The following is a 16,654-nucleotide window of genomic DNA, read 5'->3' as shown; positions in this document are numbered from 1 at the left end:
GCACGGCGCGCCGGCCAAAGCCGCCTCCCAGCAACATGGTGTGCAGCGTGACCTGCTCCGGCTTCAGCCCCGTCATGCCGGCGGCGAGGCCGGCGTCTATGGTCTGCGACTGGGTGCCGCTCCAGATTTCGATGCCATCCGGTTTCAGCCAGACCACGCAATTGAGCGGCTCCATCGGCGAATGCGACAGATACGGCACCTCGTACCAGGCGTCCAGCTTCTTCGCCGCGCCCTTCAACGCCGCCTCGGCATCGCCGGCGCGGCGGTACACCTGGCCGGGACGCGCCGCCAGCGCGCGGTATTGCTCGCGCAATTTGGTGGAATCCAGCCCGCCGTTGGGTCCGGGCTCCCACTCCGCCTGCAGCAGGTCGCGCGCCTTCTTGGCCGGCCAGAAGCCATCGGCCAGCACCGCCACGCCATTGCTGACGGCGAACACCGCCTTGACGCCGGGCACGGCGCGCGCCGCGTCGGCGTTGAAATGCTTGGGTTTGCCGCCATAGCTCGGGCAGCGCAGAATCAGCGCCGTCAGCATGCCGGGCAGCCGCACATCCATGGCAAACTGCGCGCTGCCATCCAGTTTTTCCGGGCCATCCAGCCTGTGCACGCGGGTGCCCAGCAGCTTCCAGCGATGGCGCGGCTTCAAGGCTATGGTGTCCGGCACCGGCAGCTTGGCGGCGGCCTCGCTCAGTTCGCCGAACCCCAAACTGGCCGCGTTGGCGTTGTTGAACACCCGGCCGTTTTCAGCGCGGCATTGCGTCGCCGGCACGCCCCAGCGCTGCGCGGCGGCGGCAATCAGCATGTCGCGCGCGGCGGCGCCTATCTTGCGGTACTGGTCATAGCTGCTGATGGTGCTGGTGCTGCCGCCGGTCAGCTGGATATGGAATACCGTGTGGCCATAGATGGCGCCCAGCGGCGCCGATACCACTTTCACCCGGCTCCAGTCGCACTCCAGCTCCTCGGCGATCAGCATCGCCAGCGAGGTGTAGATGCCCTGGCCCATTTCCGACTTGTTGCTGACGATGGTGACGCTGCCGTCGCGTTCGATGCGGATGAAGGCATTCGGCGACGGGATGGCCGGCGCGGCCTCAGCGGCCTGGGCGAAGCGGCCGCTTTCCTGCAGCGCAAAGCTCAGGCACAAAAGCCCGCCGGCGGCGCCGGTTTTCAGAAAGGCGCGCCGGGACAAACGGGTAGTGGTCATCGCGGTTCTCCTACAGCAGCTTGGCGGCGGCATGAATGGCCGCGCGGATGCGCGGATAGGTGCCGCAGCGGCACAGATTGCCGCTCATCGCCTGATCGATATCCTGATCCGAAGGATGCGGGTTGGCGCTGAGCAGCGCGGTGGCCGCCAGCACCTGCCCGCTCTGGCAATAGCCGCACTGCACCACGTCGAGCTCCTGCCAGGCCTGCTTGACCGCCTTGGCCACCTTGTCGTCATTGCCTTCGACGGTGGTAAGGCTGTCGTCGGCCGCCAGCGTGGACAGCGGCGTCACGCAGGCGCGGATCGGCAGCCCGTTTTTCAGCACCGTACAGGCGCCGCACAAGGCAGCGCCGCAGCCGAACTTGGCGCCGGTCAGCCCCAGCTCGTCGCGCAGCGCCCACAAAAGCGGCGTGTCCGGGCTGGAGTGGACCTCCACCTGTTTGCCATTGATGGTTAGCTTCATTCTGTCCTCCCGTGCGCAAGCCGGATGCGTAGCGGAGCCGCCGCCGCGGCTATCCATGCCGGCCGTTGAATCACTATAGATAGAAAGTCTCGGCTAGCAGACAAACTCCGACACAGACGGGGTCAGAAGCGGGTTTTGACGCTGAGCGACAGCGTGCTGCGGTCCTGCAGCAGGTTGTAATCCCCGCCGCCGGTCCGGACATAGCGCAGATCCAGCCAGCTGTCTTTGCTCCATGCCAGGCCAAGCCCGAGCGCCGCAGCGCGGCGGCCGGCGGAAAACTGCCCATCGTCGGAATACCCCACCGCGTCATAGGCGTAGGACAGATACGGCTGCCACTCCCAACTGCCGGGCGAGGGCCGAAAGCGGTTCTGGTACTTCACGCGCCAGCCCCAGGCGGTGGGCGTGACAAAGCCTTTCAGCGCGCAAGTGTCGGCGTCGTTGGAACAGGCGGGATAGGCCTTGCTCGGCGCCATGCCGAATCCCATGCGGCCATAGCGCATCACCGACGGATCGGGCAGGCCGCTGACCTGGCGCAGTGCGAATTGCGCCTCCAGCATGGCGTGTCCGCCCAGCGCGGCAGGCAGCGGCTGCCGCGCGCTGGCCAGCCATTGGCCGACGCGGAACGCGTCATAGCCGCGCATGACGCTGCCGGCAGGCAGGTGGTTCAGATAAGCCAACGGGCCGATGCCGGCCAGCGCGCCGTTCAGAAAATCCGTGCCGTTCCAGGCCAGCGCCCGGTTGGGCTGCAGGCTGTACTCCAGATAGAGCCGCGCGCCGTTTTCGCTCTCCCGCGTCAGGTTGACCGCCAGCAGGCGGCGATTGGGCAAAAAGGCCTCGCGGTATTCGCCTGCCGGGGCGACCGGCACCTGTTCGCCTCCCGGTCCTGGCATGGTCAACACCGTGCCGGGGCCGGTCTTCACCACCTGGATCAGCGGGCTGCGGCTGGTGAAATCGGCGTAAAACAGGCCAACCGTGCCGGCCTGCGGCAGCTGGTAATGCCAGCCCAGGCCATACTGGCCGTTGCCCGGCCGCGCATCATCGGCCCGAGGGATGTAATCCAGCGGATTGGCCAGCGACTGCTGATCGGAGGTCTGCACCGGTTTTTTGTCCAGCAGCGTCAGCAGGCCGCCATTCAGCGTCAGCTTGTCGCAACCGGGTTGGATATAGTCGTTGATGGAGTAGAAGGTGCCGCAGCCGGGATAGCCGTTGGAGCGGAAGGCGAACTGGTAAAAACCGTCCAGGCTGAGCCGGCTGTTGGCCTGCCATTGGCCGTACAGCGCCGGCGCCGGCACATTGGCGGATTCGCCCGCCGCGCTGGCGCGCAACGTGGCCGGGTAATCCACCGCATTGACCTGCTGCAGGCCGCCGGCATAGCCGGTGGGCGTGGCCCAGGGGATCACCTGCTGCCCCAGCCGCCATTGCAGCGGCTGTCGCGCCAGATTGAAGCGGCCGTAGACATAGGCGTCGTCCAGCGCCACATTGCCGAAGCGGCTGAGCAGAGCGAAGCCGGCCTGCCCCAGCGGCCCCGGCTGATAGCCATTGACCACGTTGCCATGCGGCACCGACTCATCGGCCAGCGCTTGGTCATACCAGCCCTTGGCGCTCAGCAAGACGCCGTAGCCGCCATGATCGAGCCGCAATTGCAGATAGGCGTCCACGCTGCGCGATACGGTGTCGCCCTTGCCGTAATTGAGGTCGCCGTCATTGCGGGTCGCCATGCCGGCGCCGCTGGTCAGCCTGGCGGAAGGGCTGTCGGCGCGCCAGATATTGCCCACGCCGAACGCGCCCTGCCACTTGGCGGTCCAGCCGCCGCCGAGCGCGGCATCCGCGCCGTCTCCCAGGCCGCTGGCCCGGTCGCCGAACACGATCTCTCCGGCCAGACAGGCCGACGCCGATCCCAGCGCCAGGCCCGCCGGCACCACCCACCACCACGCTCGCACGCGCCCGTCTCCCGTTCAGGCATCCGTCTCAGGATAGCCCATGCGGCGCCGGGGAAACGGGCGTCGGCGGATCAGCCGCCGCGCGCCAGGCAGCGCTGATAGCGGCCGTCCACCCGGCGCGCGAACCACTCGGTGGTGAGCTTGTGGGTGAACTTGGGACTGACCAGCACGATCTGCGGAATGATCTCGCGCGGCGCCGCGGGGCCAGCCAGGGCGAACACTTTTTGGTACAGCGGGGTCTGGGCGAAGCCGGACAGCTTTTCCTGCTTCAGATCGCGCAGCATGTCGGCGTCGCTCATGCCCAAGCGTCCCGCCATGCCCTGCAGCGCGCGCTGGGTGTCGCTGGTGGCGCCGGACAGCACGCGGTTCATCTTGTCGCTGTACAGCATGATGTCGCCGTCCAGCGCCAGCTTGCGGCCGGACAGCCGGGCCACCGCCTGCTGGAAGGCCGCGTTGCGGCTGGCGTAGCGGCCGGCGTTGTAGTCGGCGAAACGGTACACCATGTCATGGTAAGGCGCCGGGTATTGCAGCAGGATGGCGGTGCCGAAGTAGACGCTGCCGCGGCGGGTGAACACCTCGTCGCGCAGGCTGGAATAGGTGTAGGGATACGGCCAGGCGCGGACGTGGGTCTCGGCGAAGGCCACGCTGACCTGCATCGGCCCGCCGTCGCGGATGGGATTCTTGTGCTCGAATATGGTCTGGCCAAACGGCAGCTCGCGCACCATGTCTTCGTACAGCGCGTTCATCTCGCGCTTGGTGCGCAAGGCGTCCACGCGCTGCTTGAAGGTGCGGCCGTCCGGAGAGGTCTTGCTCATCGCCGCGTCCACCACGAACTGCGGAATCAGATATTTCTGCCGGCGCTGCTCGATCTCGCCCCAGACGATCTTGGACAGATTGGGCACCACCGGGTCCGGGCTGAAGCCGGACTCCTGCTCCGCCACCGCCAGCACCGCGCAGAAGAATTGCGGCGTGTACGGGATTTTCAGATGGCTGAACGCGCCCATGATGTCGTTGGTCCAGCCCTTGCGGTCCGGGATGCCGGGCGGCAGCAAATGGTCCAGCAAGGCGCGGCCCTGGCTTTCGGCGATGGCCGGCGGCGGCTGCACCGGCTTGACCACCGGCCTGGGCGCAATGGGGGCTGCAACCGGCGCGGAGGCCGCTGGCGGCGGCAGCTCAACCGCCGGAGCGGAGGCCGACTCGATAGGCGCCGCGACGGGCGCGGATACGGTGGGAGACTTGGGCGGCGTGGCGCAGGCGGCGACGAGCAAACTGCCTGCCAACAGGGTCAGACGGGCTTTCAACGGCATCTCGCAAACGGGCAAAAGCCAGAGTGTAGCCCAGCGCGCGCCATCGGAACATGCCGGGCATCAACGCAAGCGGTACTTATGAATGCTGCCATCCTCATGTATGGAGACAATGGCCCGATTGATGCTGGCCAACGCTTCGTCTCCAACCTCATGATTGCAGGCAAAGGCGATATCGCTTTTCTCCACCACGATCGCCACCTTGGGCGGCGGCATGTCCAGCCGCGACGACACCGAGGCCACGCCAACATCCGTCATGGCCCACAAATCCAGCCGTCCCAGCTGCAGCTTGCGCAAACCGGTGAGATAGTCGGCGCTTTCCTCAGGCTGGAAGCCCAGCTGCCGCAGACGGTCGGCCACCATGCTGCCGCGCAGCGCGCCGATTCTTAACCTCTTCGCCCCCTCCAGGCTGGGCCATTGCCTATCATCTCCGCTTTTCGCCATCAGTACGATTTGAATAGGCAGAATGGCCACGCTCCACTTGAACATCGGCCGCAGATCAGGCATCTGTGCGATAGGCATGCAAGAGTCGGCCTGCTGCCGCACAAGCAGCATGGCGCGGGCCTGCGGATAAAACTCATAAGCAAACGGAATGCCGGAGCGGCGGGATATCTCCCGCATGAGTTCTATCGCGCCCCCGCCCTGTGTTTTGCCATTGGCGCCCGGCTCCATGATGCCTGGCACCGGCACCAGCAACATGCGCAAGGACTCGGCATGGCCGGGCAAGGCCAGCAAGCCCAGCAGCAACCCCCACCATCGTTTCATGCCGCCTCCCGCAGACACGACTCAGGTTCAACGATAGCAAAACGGGAGGCTCGCGCCTCCCGTCTGTTGCCTTGGACTTCTAGCCTGGGATCAGAAACCGCTGATCAGAATCCAGCCTATCAAGGCCGGCGCCAGCGCCATGCAGAAACCGCGCATCGCCGTCATCGCGCGCGGCGAGCAAACCGCGGACAGCTCGTCGCGCACTACCGGCCAGACCTTCCAGCCGACGAACAGCGCCAGCAGCAGCTCGCCCAGCGGCATCAGCAGCTTGGAGGTGACGAAATCCAGCAGATCGAAGAAGTTCATCCCGAACAGCTGGTAATCGCCCCATACGCCCAGCGACAGCGAAGCCGGAATGCCCAGCAGGAAGGTGGCGGCCGCCATGCCGCAGGCGGCGGCGCGGCGCGACAGACCCATTTCATCGATGGCGAAGCTGGTGATGACTTCCAGCAGCGAGACCGACGAGGTCAGCGCCGCCAGCAGCAACAGGCAGAAGAACATCACGGCGAACAGCTGGCCCAACGGCAGGTGGGCAAACACCGCCGGCATGGTGATGAAAGTCAGGCCAGGGCCGGCCGACGGATCGAAACCGAAGGCGAACACGGCCGGCAGCACCATCAAGCCGGCCAGGAAGCAGGTGGCCACCGTCAGCAGGATCACCCACAGCGCGGACCCCACCAGATTGGACTCGCGGCCGACATAAGAGCCGTAGGTGATCATGATGCCCAGGCCCAGCGACAAGGAGAAAAAGGCCAGGCCCAGCGCATCCATCAGCATCGCGCCGCTGAGCTTGGAAAAGTCCGGCGCCACGAAATAGGCCAAGCCATCCATCGCCCCAGGCAGGGTCAGGCCGCGGACGATGAGCAGCAGCATCAGGGCGAACAGCGCCGGCATCAGAAACTTGGACAGCTTCTCGATGCCCTGTTGCACCCCGCCCACCACCACGGCCAGCGTCAGCAGCGCGAAACCCGCGTGATAGGCCAGCGGCAGCGACGGGTGGCTGATGAAGCCGCCGAAGATGTCGCCCAGCGCCTTGGCGTCGGAGGTCAGGATGCTGCCGTCCAGCGATTTGCCGATGTAGGCGATGGTCCAACCGCCGACTACGCTGTAGAACGACAGAATCAGGAAGCACACCAGCACGCCCATATAGCCGATCACCGGCCAGAAGCCGCCAGCCAGCTTGCGGAACGAGCCGACTGCGCCGGCGTTGGCGGCGCGTCCCAACGCCATCTCCGACAGCATCAGCACCAGGCCCAGCGTCAGGCAAATGCCCAGATAAACGAACAGAAACGCGCCACCGCCATTGGTGGCGGCCACATAAGGGAACTTCCAGATGGCGCCCAGCCCGATGGCCGAGCCGGCCGCCGCGAGTATGAAACCGAGGCGCGAGCCCCATTGAGATCTAGCCATGTTTGAATCTTCTTTGTCGTATTGCTGTTATTGAAGGTGCTTGCCATGCCTGCATGGGCCGGCGAAAACATCGCGCGGGGAGCAGACATGGCGGCCGCCGCGCAAGGCGGACGGCAGGGTCTTCCGGCAGCGGCCCCATTGAGGCTGCCGCGGAAAGGGATGACCGGACTCGCTGCGCCATCCCGCGCGCCGATGCGGCGGCGGACAAGACGCTGGCAGGTCTAATCCGGGAGAGGGAATCGTTGGTTGAACGACACTACTGCTGCGCCGGGGGTGGTGGCACCGCGCAGTCCTCTAGATGTATCCTGGATACGTTTCAAAATGTAACAACGATTGCGGACAGTTTCTACTATTTCGCCAACCGACCCTGCAAATTACCCGGCCAGCATGCCGATGCGGGCGTCGACAACACATTGCGTCCGTGAAATCGCCGCTTTCAGCGAATAAACTAAGTAGAAGAACTTAGCCCGCGACGGCATCATCCGGCGCGCGGCTATGACACGCCTGTTTGCCACGGATGGGGGAACAGCCATGACCGCTTTGCAGACGCTGCAGCCCCTGATCGACACGGTGCAGGGGTGCCTGGTGCTGTCCTCGCCGGACGATGGCCGCATCGTTTCCGCCAACCAGTTGGCCAGCATCCTGCTGGCTTGCCCGCACGACGAGTTGCTGGACCGCTCGATGTACGACTTCCTGCCCCACCCCGCCGACGCCGACGCCATCCGCCAGGATCTGGACGCGCACAGCATGATCTACAACCGCGGCATGCAGCTGCGTACGGTCAACGGCCGCCACTTCGACGTCCAGCTCTCGGTGCGCAAGGTCAGCCTGAACGATGCCGCGATGCTGGTATTCAGCTTCTCCGACCGCACCGAGGCCAAGGTGATGAGCCAGTTGCTGGACTATGAGCGCCAGTTGGTGCAGCGCTCGCTGAATATCGTCAAGACGCTGAAAGAGGAAGGCAGCCAGAGCCAGGACGAAGACAGGCTGACCGGCGTGGCCGGCATGCACCGGATGATGGCCGCCGCCCATGCCGAAACCAGCCGCGTGCTGCGTTACGGCGGCACGCTGTCCATCCTGGCGCTGGTTTTGGTCAATGCCCCGGACATGGTGCCAAGGGAGGACGACGGCTCGGCCTACAATCATCTGCTGCGGCTGGCCGCCAGCCTGTGCCTGCAAAGCATACGGGACAGCGACCTGGTGGCGCGCCGCGACGACAATACCTTGATCGTCCTGCTGCCCAGCACCGACATGAACGGCGCCAGCGAACTGGCGCGCCGGCTGATTACCTCGCTGCGCCAGCTGACCTTTCTGTATCAAGGCGAGGAACACCAGGCGGCGGCCTGCGTCGGGCTCAGCGAGCTGCGGCCGGACGAGGCCGGTCCCAAGCCCATGCTGGAGCGGCTGGAATATGCGCTGCAAAAAGCGCAGGAAGGCGGCGCCAACTACATCATCCGCCTGCCTTGAGCCGTTGCGTCAGCGGAAATGAAAAACGCCGATGATAGGCTATCGGCGTTTGTGCTGTGTCAGGGCGGTCCCGATCAGGCCAGCTTGTCCAGCAGCTTCTGGTGAATGCCGCCGAAACCGCCGTTGCTCATCACCAGCACATGGTCGCCTGGCTTGGCCTCGGCAACGATGGCGCCGAGCAGCGCGTCAAAGTCCGCGAAGGTCTGCGCCTTGTCGCCCATCGTCTGCAAGGCGTCGGCCGGGTTCCAGTTCAGGCCGACGGCCGAGCAGAACACCTTGTCCGCCAGCGCCAGCGAGCTGGGCAAGGCGTCCTTCATGGTGCCCAGCTTCATGGTGTTGGAGCGCGGCTCCAGCACCGCCAGGATGCGCGCCGCGCCCACCTTGCGGCGCAGGCCTTCCAGCGTGGTGGCGATGGCGGTCGGGTGGTGGGCGAAGTCGTCGTAGACGGTGACGCCGCCCACCATGCCCTTCACCTCCATGCGGCGTTTGACGTTGGCAAAACGGGACAAGGCGTCGATGGCGTCCTTCACCGCCACGCCGGCATGGCGCGCGGCGGCGATGGCGGCGACGGCGTTCAGACGGTTGTGCTCGCCCATCAGCCCCCAGCGCACCGAGCCCTGCAGCGCGCCGTTCAACAACACGTCGAAGCCGCCATCGTCATGCAAAGCGCCCAACTGCCAGCCGGCGTCCACGCCGAAACGCTCCACCGGCGTCCAGCAGCCCCTCTCCAGCACGCGGTCCAGATTGGCCTCGCGGCCGTTGCTGACGATGCGGCCGTTGCCGGGGATGGTGCGCACCAGATGGTGGAACTGGGTCTCGATGGCGGCCAGGTCGGCGAAGATGTCGGCGTGGTCGAATTCCAGATTGTTTAGAATCGCGGTGCGCGGACGGTAATGGACGAACTTGGAGCGCTTGTCGAAGAAGGCGGTGTCGTACTCGTCGGCCTCGATCACGAAGAAGGGGCTGACGCTGGCCGGGTCCAGCGCCGGCTTGCCCGGCAGGCGCGCCGACACGCCGAAGTTTTCCGGAATGCCGCCGATCAGAAAGCCCGGCGCCAGGCCGGCGTCTTCCAGTATCCAGGCCAGCATGGAGCTGGTGGTGGTCTTGCCGTGGGTGCCGGCCACCGCCAGCACCCATTTGTCCTGCAGCACGTTCTCCGCCAGCCACTGCGGGCCAGAGATATACGGCAGGCCGCGATTAAGGATTTCCTCCATCAAGGGCTTGCCGCGCGTCACCACATTGCCGATCACATACACATCCGGATTCAGGTCCACCTGTTCCGCGCCGAAGCCCTGCACCAGCTCAATGCCCATCGCCTCCAGCTGGGTGCTCATCGGCGGGTAGACGTTGGCGTCGCAGCCGGTGACTTTGTGGCCGGCCTGTTTGGCGATGGCGGCGATGCCGCCCATGAAGGTACCGCAGATACCCAGGATGTGGATGTGCATATCGGTTCAGCAGGGAAAACGTCGAAAGCGCAAGGATACCGGAAAGCGCGGCGCCCCGTCACCGCCGCCCGGCGCTGCCGCTCAAGCGCGCCTGCACCGTCCACCCTTGCGCCAGGACAAAGTGGCGCCGCGGGATAGCCCGCTAAACTGTTCACATCCAAACCAAAATCACGCCCATGCTTGTCGAACTGTCCCTGGTGCTATCGCTGCTGCAGCAGATGTGCGTCTACTTAGTGATCGCCTACCTGCTGTCCAAGACGCCGCTGTTCATGCCCCTGACCCAGGTCACGCTGCGGCTGCCGCACCGGCTAGCCTGTTATGTGGTGTTCTCGATGTTCTGCATCATGGGCACCTATTTCGGCCTGCACATCGATGACTCCATCGCCAACACCCGCGCCATCGGCGCGGTGCTGGGCGGCATGCTGGGCGGGCCGTGGGTGGGGCTGGCCGTGGGTTTCACCGGCGGCCTGCACCGCTACTCGCTGGGCGGCCTCACCGCCGGCGCCTGCATGGTCTCCACCATGGTGGAAGGGCTGCTGGGCGGGCTGGTTCATTTGTATCTGGTGAGAAAGGGCAAACGGGCCAAACTGTTCGACCCGCTGGTGGTGGCGCTGACGGCACTGGCCGCCGAAGTGTGCCAGATGGCCATCCTGCTGGCGCTGGTCCGCCCGTTTCATGCGGCCGAGCATCTGGTGGAAAGCATCGCGCTGCCGATGATGATCGCCAACACGCTGGGCGCCGGCATGTTCATGCGCATCCTGCTGGACCGCCGCGCGCTGGCCACGCAATACTCCACCACCTTCTCCAGCAAGGCGCTGCAGATCGCCGCCCGCGCCGAGGGCATTCTGCGCCAGGGCTTCAACCGCGAGAACAGCATGACCGTCGCCCGCATCCTGTACGAGGAGTTGGGCGTCGGCGCCGTGGCCATCACCGACCGCGAATATCTGCTCGCCTTCATCGGCATAGGCGACGACCACCACAAGCCCGGCACCGCCATCACCTCGCCGCACACCCACCGCGCCATCGAACACAATCAGGTGGTGTACGCCGACGGCGAGGAAGTGCCCTATCGCTGCTCCCTGCATCCGCAATGCAAGCTGGCGTCGTCGCTGGTGATTCCGCTGCGCGGCGAAGACGAGCGGGTGATCGGCACCATCAAGCTGTACGAGCCTCGCAACAAGCTGATCTCCCACATCAATCTGACCCTGGGCGAAGGCATCGCCCGCCTGCTGTCCAGCCAGATACTGCAGGGCCGCTACGACCAGCAGAAGCAGCTGCTGGCGCAGACCGAGATCAAGCTGCTGCACGCCCAGGTCAATCCGCACTTCCTGTTCAACGCGCTGAACACGCTGTCGGCGGTGATCCGCCGCAACCCGGAGCACGCGCGCCAGCTGGTGCAATATCTGTCCACCTTTTTCCGCAAGAACCTGAAGCGCTCCAGCGAGGTTGCGACGCTGGCGGACGAGATCGAACATGTCAGCGCCTATCTGCACATCGAAGAGGCGCGTTTCGCCGGGCGGCTGCATGTGGATATCGAGTTGGCGGAGGACGCCCGCCAGGTGCAGCTGCCGGCCTTCTCGCTGCAACCCATCGTGGAAAACGCCATCAAGCACGGCACCTCGCAGCTATTGGAACCCGGCCGCATCCGCATTGGCGCGCGTTGCGCCGACGGCGCGCTGCGGGTGACGGTGGAGGACAACGCCGGCCTGTACGCGCCGGCCGGACCCAGCGACGGCATGGGCATGTCGCTAGTGGACCGCCGCATCCGCGCCCGTCACGGCGCCGGCTACGGCGTCTCGGTGGAATGCCAGCCGGAGGCCTATACCCGCGTCACACTGACGGTGCCCTGCTCTTGCCCCGGAGAACAAGCATGCTGAAGACCCTGCTGGTGGACGATGAACCGCTGGCGCGCGACGAACTGCGCCAGCTCCTCGCGGCGCATGCCGGCTTCGAGATCGTCGGCGAATGCGGCAACGCCATCGAGGCCATCGCCTTCATCCACCGCCAGCAGCCGGACGTGGTGTTTCTGGACATCCAGATGCCGCGCGTCAGCGGTCTGGAAATGCTGGCCATGCTGGACCCGGACAAGATGCCGCGCGTGGTGTTCGTCACCGCCTTCGACGACTACGCCATCCAGGCCTTCGAGGAACATGCCTTCGATTACCTGCTGAAGCCGGTGGACCCCGAGCGGCTGGCCAAGACCATAGGCCGGCTCCAACGCGAGGCCGCGCCGCGCGCGCTGGACGGCCTGCCGCTGGCGCCGCTGGAGCTGGTGCCCTGCCACGGCGTCAACCGCATCGCCCTGCTCAGGCTGGATGAAGTGGAGTTTGTCTCCTCGCGCGTCAGCGGCGTGTTCGTGCAGGCTGCCGATGGACGCGAACACTTCACCGAACTGACACTGCGCACCTTCGAGGAGCGCAGCCCGCTGTTCCGCTGCCATCGCCAGCATCTGGTCAATCTGCGCGCCATCCGCGAAATCCGCCTCGGAGACAATGGCGTGGCGGATATCGTGACCTTGGGCGGCCGCACGCTGCCGGTCAGCCGCCGCTTCCTCAAGCCGCTGAAGGAAGCGTTGGGGATTCCAGGCTGAAAGGCAGCGCCGCCGCTCGCCCCCCGTTTTCCCACCGCTCGCGCCGCCAGGCTGCCGCTGGCGCAGCCGGCGCCCCAGGCCCTTTCTTTAAAGGCGTAAGGTGAAGCCACTATTTCACCGGAGCCACGATCATGGATCACGCATTGACTTTTGTGATCGGCAGCCTGTGCATTCTTGCGATCTGCTACCGCCTGTACGGGGTATTCTTCACGCGCAAGGTGCTGGGCGTCGACGACAGCGCTGTCACCCCTTCCCATGAGCTGAAAGACGGCAAGGACTACGTGCCCACCAGCAAATGGGTGGCCTTCGGCGGCCACTTCGCCGCCATCGCCGCCGCCGGCCCCTTGGTGGGTCCGGTGCTGGCCGCCCAGTACGGCTACCTGCCCAGCATGCTGTGGCTGTTGATCGGCTGTGTCATCGGCGGCGCGGTGCACGACACCGTGGTGCTGTTCGCTTCGATGAAACACCATGGCAAGTCCTTGTCCGAAGTGGCCAAGGCCGAGCTCGGCCCGTTGGCCGGCTGGTGCACCGGCCTGGCCATGCTGTTCATCATCACCATCACCATGGCCGGCCTGTCCATGGTGGTGGTGCATGCGCTGGAGCGCAACCCGTGGGGCGCTTTCGCCGTGTTCATGACCATCCCCATCGCCATCGGCGTGGGCCTGTGGGAACGCGTGACCGGCAGCATGAAGAACGCCAGCTACGTCGGCATCGCCGCCATCATGGCCTGTGTGTTCGCCGGTCCTTACATCCAGCACACCGCGCTGGGCGAATGGCTGTCGCTGAAGGCGTCTACCGTATCGCTGCTGCTGCCAATCTACGCCTTCTTCGCCACCGCGCTGCCGGTATGGATGCTGCTGACCCCGCGCGCCTGCCTGTCCAGCTTCATGAAAATCGGCGTATTCGGCCTCTTGGTGGTCGGCGTGGTGTTCATCAACCCGCAAATCCAGTTCCCGGCCGTGACCCAGTTCATCCACGGCGGCGGCCCGGTGTTGTCCGGCCCGGTATGGCCCTTCATCTCCATCACCATCGCCTGCGGCGCGATTTCCGGCTTCCATGCCTTCATCGGCTCCGGCACCACGCCCAAGCAGATCGACAAGTGGAGCGACATCCTGCCGGTGGGCTTCGGCGCCATGCTGGCCGAATGCGTAGTGGGCGTGATGGCGCTGATCGCCGCCACCGCCTTGCACCCGGCTGATTACTTCGCCATCAACTCCGCGCCGGCCGTGTTCCACACCCTGGGCATGGACGTGGTGAATCTGCCCAAGCTGTCCGAGGAAATCGGCCTCGATCTGTACGGTCGCACCGGCGGCGCCGTGACCCTGGCCGTGGGCATGGCCGACATCTTCACCCGCATCCCGTGGTTCAGCAATCTGGCGTCCTACTTCTTCCAATTCATGGTGATGTTCGAGGCTGTGTTCATCCTCACCGCCATCGATTCCGGCACCCGCGTCGCCCGCTATCTGATCCAGGACTTCGTCGGCGATCTGTGGGCGCCGCTGAAGCGCACCGATTGGATGCCCGGCGCGATCGGCGCTTCCATCGTGGCCTGCGTGATGTGGGGATACCTGCTGAACTCCGGCGACATCAACTCGGTGTGGGCGCTGTTCGGCGTGTCCAACCAGTTGATGGCCTCCATCGGCCTGATCATCGGCGCCACCATCATCCTGCGCCTGTCGCACAAGCGCAGCTATATGATGACCTGCCTGGTGCCGCTGGCCTACCTGTACGTCACCGTCAACTACGCCGGCTACTGGATGGTCAAAAACGTGTACCTGAACCCGGCCGCCAAGGGCTACAACCTGTTCAACGCCGGCATCTCCATCGTGATGCTGGCCCTGGGCCTGGTGATTCTGATCTCCGCCTGCCGCCGCTGGAAACAGCTGCTGAGCCGTCCGGCTCCGCAGCAGGAACTGAAGCCGGCGTTGTCTGAAGCCTGATTCTGATCAGCCAGCAAAAAGCCCGTCGCGGTTGCGACGGGCTTTTTGTTTGGCACTGGCTGGCGGCTCTAGAAGAACACCACCGTGAGCAGCACGAAGCACGGCAGCAGCACCGCGCCGGACCACATCATGTAGCCGAAGAAACCCGGCATCTTGACGTGGCGGTGCTCGGCGATGGCTTTGACCATGAAGTTAGGCGCATTGCCGATATAGGTCATCGCGCCCATGAACACCGCGCCCATGGAGATGGCCAACAGCGTATCGGCCAGCGGGCCCATCATGGTGGCGGCGTCCCCGGATGCCAGATTGAAGAACACCAGATAGGTCGGCGCATTGTCCAGGAAGCTGGACAGGATGCCGGTCATCCAGAAGTACATGATCTCCAGCGGCTGGCTTTCGGGACCGGACACCGCGTGCACCAGACTGGCCAGTTGCCCGTGCTCGCCGGCGCGCAGGATGGCGATCACCGGAGCGATGGTGATGAAGATCCCGGCAAACAGCTTGCCCACTTCCAGAATCGGCAGCCAGTTGAACTCGTTGCCGGCGCGGACCTGCTTGGGCGTGATCCACAAGGAGGCGAAGGCCAGCAGCACCAGGATTCCGTCGCGCAGCAGGTTTTGCAGCTCCAGATGCGCGCCCGGCAGGTGGACGACGATGCCCGGTTTCCACAAGCCGGACATCAGCACCGCGGCCACTACGCCGGCCAGCAGCCAGAAGTTGCGCTTGCCGTACAGCTTGAGCGGCTTGTCATGGCTGGTGTCCACCGGCTTCAGCGTGCCCTCTGCCGCTTCCTTGGCGTACATATGCCGATCCAGGAAGTAGAAGATCGTCAGCAGCAGGCCCGCCAACAGCAGCACCGGCAGCAGCATGTGCTGGAAGGTCCAGCCGAAGGTCACGCCCTTCAGGAAGCCCAGGAACAGCGGCGGATCGCCCAACGGGGTCAGGCCGCCGCCGACATTGGCCACCAGGAAGATGAAAAACACCACGACATGCACATTGCGCTTGCGGCCCTCGTTGGCGCGCAAGAGCGGGCGGATCAGCAGCATCGCCGCGCCGGTGGTGCCCATGATGGAAGCCAGCACGGTGCCGATGGCCAGGATGGTGGTATTCAGCTTGGGCGAGCCGTGCAGCGAGCCCCATACCAGAATGCCGCCGGACACGGTGTACAGCGCGAACAGCAGCACGATGAAGGGAATGTATTCGGTGAACAGCGCGTGCAATACCAGTTCGCCGGTTTGCCCCAGGCCGAACATCACGGCGAACGGCAGCAGGAACAAGGCGGTCCAGCCGGCGGTGATCTTGCCGAAATGATGGTGCCACACGCCGGGCGCGAGCATCGGAAACAAGGCGATGGACAGCAGGATGCCGGCGAACGGCACCGCCCAACCCAGGCTCAGCGAGGCGCCATCCAGATCCGCTGCCTGGGCGACGGCGGGCAACAGCATGGCGCCCGCCAGGGTAATCAGTTTATTTTTCATCAGTCCTTCCCGCGGGCATGGCCCGTAGATAAAAACGCAGCGCGAAGCTGCCAGAGCATTCCCGGTTGTGCTTGTCGGCACAGGCCGGGCTTCCGGGTGCCGGCCTGTGCGTGTCGCAAGTCCTGCCAGACGCGCGAAAACTTGGAGTCGCTGACAAAAACCCGCAAAGCGCCGGAGGCAAAACGCGCCGCCTGAGGCCGCACACGCAAGTACGGCCAGGCGGCGCAACGCGGCACCAGGATTTTTGTCAGCCGCGCTTAGCGGCTACCCTTTTGGATGAACTCGATCTTGTAACCATCCGGGTCCTCGATGAAGGCAATCACGGTGGTGCCGTGCTTCATCGGGCCGGCCTCGCGGGTGACCTTGCCGCCCTTGGCGCGCGCCATGTCACAGGCGGCATAGGCATCTTCCACTTCGATGGCGATGTGGCCATAGCCGTTGCCCAGCTCGTAGGATTCGGTGTCCCAGTTATGGGTCAGCTCCAGCACGGTGTGATCGGCCTCGTCGCCATAGCCGACGAAGGCCAGCGTGAAACGGCCCTCCGGAAAATCGGAACGGCGCAGCAGTTTCATGCCGAGTACTTCCTGATAGAACGATATCGAGCGTTCAAGGTTCCCGACGCGCAACATGGTGTGGAGCATTCTCATGACAAAA

General features: G+C 65.1%; 13 protein-coding genes. 4 read left to right on the top strand and 9 right to left on the bottom strand.

What is annotated here, in order from left to right; translation table 11 throughout:
• The 6 genes from C2134_RS10145 to C2134_RS10120 all read right to left on the bottom strand — a co-directional run.
• Nucleotides 1–1,198, bottom strand: a 1,198-nt coding sequence (locus tag C2134_RS10145) for a molybdopterin cofactor-binding domain-containing protein (RefSeq protein ID WP_146042128.1), incomplete at its 3' end; no start/stop codon positions are given.
• Between the two features lie 10 nt (nt 1,199–1,208).
• A complete protein-coding gene (locus C2134_RS10140; RefSeq protein ID WP_071109402.1) occupies nt 1,209–1,661 on the bottom strand; it encodes a (2Fe-2S)-binding protein in 453 nt (150 codons plus the stop codon).
• 122 nt (nt 1,662–1,783) lie between these two features.
• The gene (locus C2134_RS10135) at nt 1,784–3,601 is read right to left on the bottom strand and encodes a DUF1302 domain-containing protein (protein WP_103319759.1); all 1,818 of its coding nucleotides are present in this window, start codon (nt 3,599–3,601) and stop codon (nt 1,784–1,786) included.
• A gap of 71 nt (nt 3,602–3,672) precedes the next feature.
• Nucleotides 3,673–4,908: a DUF1615 domain-containing protein gene (locus tag C2134_RS10130; RefSeq protein WP_103319756.1), complete on the bottom strand. Its 1,236-nt coding sequence runs from the start codon at nt 4,906–4,908 to the stop codon at nt 3,673–3,675.
• Nucleotides 4,909–4,968: 60 nt separating this feature from the next.
• Entirely contained in the window at nt 4,969–5,670 is a 702-nt protein-coding gene (locus C2134_RS10125; RefSeq protein WP_103319753.1) for a substrate-binding periplasmic protein, read from the bottom strand.
• 90 nt (nt 5,671–5,760) lie between these two features.
• Nucleotides 5,761–7,080, bottom strand: coding sequence for a sodium-dependent transporter (locus C2134_RS10120; RefSeq protein WP_103319751.1), 1,320 nt, complete (start codon nt 7,078–7,080; stop codon nt 5,761–5,763).
• Between the two features lie 531 nt (nt 7,081–7,611).
• On the opposite strand from C2134_RS10120, the gene C2134_RS10115 reads away from it, so the two are divergent.
• The gene (locus C2134_RS10115; RefSeq protein ID WP_158248742.1) at nt 7,612–8,547 is read left to right on the top strand and encodes a PAS domain-containing protein; all 936 of its coding nucleotides are present in this window, start codon (nt 7,612–7,614) and stop codon (nt 8,545–8,547) included.
• A 74-nt stretch (nt 8,548–8,621) separates the two neighbouring features.
• Here the strand turns inward: C2134_RS10115 and mpl are convergent, their stop codons facing one another.
• Nucleotides 8,622–9,992, bottom strand: a complete 1,371-nt coding sequence (mpl, locus tag C2134_RS10110) for a UDP-N-acetylmuramate:L-alanyl-gamma-D-glutamyl-meso-diaminopimelate ligase (protein ID WP_103319747.1) — start codon at nt 9,990–9,992, stop codon at nt 8,622–8,624.
• 176 nt (nt 9,993–10,168) lie between these two features.
• Between mpl and C2134_RS10105 the strand changes: the two genes are divergently transcribed.
• The 3 genes from C2134_RS10105 to C2134_RS10095 all read left to right on the top strand — a co-directional run bounded on the left by C2134_RS10105 (nt 10,169) and on the right by C2134_RS10095 (nt 14,522).
• Nucleotides 10,169–11,869 carry a sensor histidine kinase gene (locus C2134_RS10105; protein ID WP_103319745.1) on the top strand — a complete coding sequence of 567 codons (1,701 nt, stop codon included), beginning with the start codon at nt 10,169–10,171 and terminating at the stop codon, nt 11,867–11,869.
• Nucleotides 11,863–12,582, top strand: a complete 720-nt coding sequence (gene btsR / locus C2134_RS10100) for a two-component system response regulator BtsR (RefSeq protein ID WP_103319743.1) — start codon at nt 11,863–11,865, stop codon at nt 12,580–12,582. The genes C2134_RS10105 and btsR overlap by 7 nt, the downstream gene beginning before the upstream one ends.
• A gap of 131 nt (nt 12,583–12,713) precedes the next feature.
• On the top strand, nt 12,714–14,522 hold the full coding sequence (locus C2134_RS10095) for a carbon starvation CstA family protein (RefSeq protein WP_103319741.1): 1,809 nt from the start codon (nt 12,714–12,716) through the stop codon (nt 14,520–14,522).
• Nucleotides 14,523–14,590: 68 nt separating this feature from the next.
• Here the strand turns inward: C2134_RS10095 and C2134_RS10090 are convergent, their stop codons facing one another.
• Together C2134_RS10090 and gloA are read right to left on the bottom strand one after the other, a co-directional pair.
• A complete protein-coding gene (locus C2134_RS10090; protein WP_103319739.1) occupies nt 14,591–16,000 on the bottom strand; it encodes a sodium:proton antiporter in 1,410 nt (469 codons plus the stop codon).
• A gap of 257 nt (nt 16,001–16,257) precedes the next feature.
• The gene (gloA, locus tag C2134_RS10085; RefSeq protein WP_043621258.1) at nt 16,258–16,647 is read right to left on the bottom strand and encodes a lactoylglutathione lyase; all 390 of its coding nucleotides are present in this window, start codon (nt 16,645–16,647) and stop codon (nt 16,258–16,260) included.
• Between the last annotated feature and the right edge of the window lie 7 nt (nt 16,648–16,654).

Source organism: Chromobacterium sinusclupearum (genome assembly GCF_002902845.1).
GTDB classification, from domain to species: Bacteria; Pseudomonadota; Gammaproteobacteria; order Burkholderiales; family Chromobacteriaceae; genus Chromobacterium; species Chromobacterium sinusclupearum.
This window is presented reverse-complemented; position numbering and strand designations above follow the sequence as displayed.

Bases quoted from the DNA above. Each gene is read 5' to 3' on its own strand.
- C2134_RS10140 (WP_071109402.1), bottom strand. From the start codon at position 1,661: ATGAAGCTAACCATCAATGGCAAACAGGTGGAGGTCCACTCCAGCCCG.
- C2134_RS10130 (WP_103319756.1), bottom strand. From the start codon at position 4,908: ATGCCGTTGAAAGCCCGTCTGACCCTGTTGGCAGGCAGTTTGCTCGTC.
- C2134_RS10125 (WP_103319753.1), bottom strand. From the start codon at position 5,670: ATGAAACGATGGTGGGGGTTGCTGCTGGGCTTGCTGGCCTTGCCCGGC.
- C2134_RS10120 (WP_103319751.1), bottom strand. From the start codon at position 7,080: ATGGCTAGATCTCAATGGGGCTCGCGCCTCGGTTTCATACTCGCGGCG.
- C2134_RS10115 (WP_158248742.1), top strand. From the start codon at position 7,612: ATGACCGCTTTGCAGACGCTGCAGCCCCTGATCGACACGGTGCAGGGG.
- mpl (WP_103319747.1), bottom strand. From the start codon at position 9,992: ATGCACATCCACATCCTGGGTATCTGCGGTACCTTCATGGGCGGCATC.
- C2134_RS10105 (WP_103319745.1), top strand. From the start codon at position 10,169: ATGCTTGTCGAACTGTCCCTGGTGCTATCGCTGCTGCAGCAGATGTGC.
- btsR (WP_103319743.1), top strand. From the start codon at position 11,863: ATGCTGAAGACCCTGCTGGTGGACGATGAACCGCTGGCGCGCGACGAA.
- C2134_RS10095 (WP_103319741.1), top strand. From the start codon at position 12,714: ATGGATCACGCATTGACTTTTGTGATCGGCAGCCTGTGCATTCTTGCG.
- C2134_RS10090 (WP_103319739.1), bottom strand. From the start codon at position 16,000: ATGAAAAATAAACTGATTACCCTGGCGGGCGCCATGCTGTTGCCCGCC.
- gloA (WP_043621258.1), bottom strand. From the start codon at position 16,647: ATGAGAATGCTCCACACCATGTTGCGCGTCGGGAACCTTGAACGCTCG.